The sequence below is a fragment of the Streptomyces jumonjinensis genome, from assembly GCF_009600885.1.
Classification (GTDB): domain Bacteria; phylum Actinomycetota; class Actinomycetes; order Streptomycetales; family Streptomycetaceae; genus Streptomyces; species Streptomyces jumonjinensis.
On record NZ_VCLA01000148.1, the window covers coordinates 1 to 3,333 of the forward strand.

At 71.5% G+C, this 3,333-nt stretch carries 1 protein-coding gene; it reads right to left on the reverse strand.

The window, feature by feature from the left end:
* Positions 1-2,968 (reverse strand): CHAT domain-containing protein (locus tag FF041_RS18695; protein WP_153523881.1); only part of this gene is annotated, 2,968 nt, incomplete at its 3' end.
* Positions 2,969-3,333 lie beyond the last annotated feature (365 nt).

Consider the following 3,333-nt stretch of genomic DNA (forward strand, 5'->3'; position numbering starts at 1 on the left):
CCACCTCACCCCGCTGCTGCAGAATGTCCGCGATCTTGCCCCAGGTGACCGCGACCGAGTGGGTGTCGCCGATCCGCTCGTACACCGGCAGTTCCACCTCGCGGCGGATCCGCAGCGCCTCGTCCACCTCACCCCGCTGCTGCAGAATATCCGCGATCTTGCCCCAGGTGACCGCGACCGAGCGGGTGTCACCGACGTCGGTGAACATCTGGCGGGCCTGGTGGAGCAGGTCCTCGGCCTGGCCGAGCTCGCCGCGGGTGATCAGGCGGTCGGCGTGGTCGTAGAGGACTGCGGCGTGGCCAGCTGGGTCGGTCTTCGGGTCGCTGGTCCGGGTCTGTTCGACGGCGCGGTGGAGCAGAGCGTCGGCGTGTTCGCCGTCGCCGCTGGTGACGGCCGCGTCGGCGACGGCCCGTAACAGGAGGAGGGGAACCTCGTGGTTGTGGTGGTCGAGGAGAGCGATCGCCTGACGGCCGAGCTCCGCGGCGGTAGAGGCCGGCCCTTGTCGCAGGGCGGACACGGCCGCGGCGGCGCAGTCGGCGGTGATGACCGGGTTGTCGGCGGCCAGGGCCAGTCGGGTCAGTTGCAGGTCCAGATCGCTGCCGCGGGCGGGTCGGGGGGTGGCGGCACCCCACTGGGCGTACAGCGGTTCGGCGGCCACGGTGGCGAGGGCGGCACACTCGCCGGAAGTGAGGGGGGCCAGCCGTCCGGCCGCGAGGGCGTTGACCGCCAGGGCCAGGTCGGCGGGGCGGTGCTGATCGGGGAAGGTGTCAAGGAGCCCCAGGCCACACAACCGGGAGGCTGATCCGCCGACCGTCGCGGCGAGGATGTCGATGACGGGGCGTGGAACCGGGACGGTGAACAGGGTGCAGGCCCGCAACAGGTCACGGTGGGTGCGCCCGGCCTGGTCGAGGAGGGCATCGAGGGCCAGGTTCTCCAGGAACGCGCCGATGTCGGGGTTGCCGGCCGGGAGGCCGCCCTGGTCGAGGTAGGCCTCCATGTCGGTGACGGCGGCCTCGGCGCGGGCGTGGTCGACCTCGCTGCCGTAGACCAGGCGCAGCCCGATGAGGTCCTGCAGCCCAGGGTTGCCGCGACTGACGTCCAGAGCCCGCTGGGCCAGATCGGCGCGCTGCGTCCGGTATTCGGCCGGGGCGAGGTCCTGCTGGCGGCGTTGGAGTTTGCGCCTGGCCGCCGGTGACAGGGGCTGCAACTGGACCGGTTCCAGCCTGGTCTCCAGCCCGCCGAGAGTGAACGTGTAGCGGCTGGTGATCAGCAGGCGGCTGTCGGTGAGATCCGGGTCGAACGCGGCAAGCACGTCGGCGAGCACGGTGGCGTGCCCGGGGTCGAGCCGGTGCGGGCCGTCGGGGTCGGCGGTCAGGATCTGCTCGAGATCGTCGATGATCAGCAGGAGTGGTTTGCGGACGCCGTCGAGTTCCTGGGCACACGGCCCGGCCAGCAGATCGATCAGCAGCGGCCTGAGGCGGTCCGGCTGCCGGCGGACCTCGGCGCGCCTGTCCTCGACGAGGGCGCGTGCGTCAGGGTTGGCGGCGACGGCATCGGCAATCGCGTCGAGGACTGCCGCCGGGGTGTAGTCGCCGAACACGACCGCGACGGCCCGGTTGGGGTGACGGTCGGCGATCCTGGCGGCCAGGCTCGACTTGCCCAGCCGGCCCTGCCCGTGGAGCAGGACCCCGGCCTTCTGCCCGCCGCGAAGGGCCCGCAGCGTGTGCTGCATTTCCGGGCGTCGGCCGACGAACATTTCCGCGGCCGCGACCGGCAGCCGATGCTTGCGGTCCAGGAACGTCTTGGTCACATGGTGCGCGGGCACCATCTGGCGTTTGAGGGTTCCCGCGACCAGCGGGCCACCACCGGCCGGCCCCAGCCACAGCCGCGCCAAATGCCAGTCGGCGCGCTGGTGCTCATCGGAACAGGCCAACAGGTGGTGCCGGGCGTCGGCGACGGCCTCGGCCACCGCGACACGACGGCTGAGCTGCCGGTACAGGTGCTCGGCAAAACGGGTGGCGGCCTGGTCGCTGACCGAGCCGTCCCAGCCGATGACCGCGGGAATCCCTGCGGTCACCAGCCCGGTGGCCATCGAGTGCGCCACCGGCACACCGGGCTCTGCCGCCGGGCCACCCCGGTGGCCGGCACCGGCGGGAACATGACCGGCCACATCGGCACCGGTGGCGGTCAGACAGGCCGACACGAAAGCCAGCCGCGGCCGGGGAGTCAGCCGGCCCACCAGAGCGTTCGCGCTCGTCGGGCACCCGTTCCCGAGATCATCCTCCATCAGCAGCACGGGAGTGCCGGGATCGCCGGGCCCCGGGCGCCAGTTGTGCAGCCCGTGACACGACAGATGAACCACCGGCATCCCGCCGAGCTCGGACAGACGCAGGCCAAGATGCTCGGGATTGCCGGAGTCCTCGACGACGAGATCGACACTTGTCTGCCCGACGGCGTTGAGGATGGCCATCTCCTCGGCCTCGAAGTCCAGCTCGTGCTGGCCCCGGGGCGCCGAGGCCATGAACGCCACCCCGAGCCGGTACCGATCCAGCGCCTGCGCCGCGCACGGATGACCGAGCCGACGCGCCACGGCGAACAGCTTCAGCCTGTTCTCCGCGAGAAACCCGCCCTCAGGGGCGGCCAGCACCTCGAACGGGGCCCGCAGCAGCGCCCACACCGCCGCAGACGGTCTCGCCGGCGCTCGGACCTCGAACACCACCGGCGCCGACGCCTCATCGAGCAGGCGCGTCAACTGACCAAGGTCGCCGTCGAGCCACCGATACAATCCGCGTCCCACCGCGAGCAGAGCCTGGTCCCTGGAGCCGCCGCGCACGGCATCGGCATACTGGCCGGCAATGGCAGTGAGCAGGTCTACATCAGAGGTCTGCAACATCCGACGGGGACCGACCCGCTGGTCGTGAACAACCAGCTCGAACCCATTGGCGTCTGCAGCTATTCCGGTGGACATATGTCACCCTATCCTCGCTGTCCGGCACCGCACCAGGGTCCGCATGACGGCTCAGAACGTGCCCCGGCCACACGCACCGATGTACGCCGGGACCTACAGGTAGGCGGCAGGGCGGCTGACCGCAGGCGCGTCTGTTCTTCGCCTCGGTGACGCTGTACGTGATCATGGCGGAGGCCGTCTGAAGGGCCGTGGCCGCAGGGATACGGGGCCGCGGATCGTGCGGGCCCCGGTCGCCCGGCGGCGGCCGAGGGCCCGCGGTCAGCCGATCATGCCGCGGTCTCCCAGGTCACGGTGGTGCCGGTGCACCCCGCCGCGAGGAGGAAGAGGCGGTCCTGCTCGTTCTCGTCGACGGTGAGGTCCCAGCG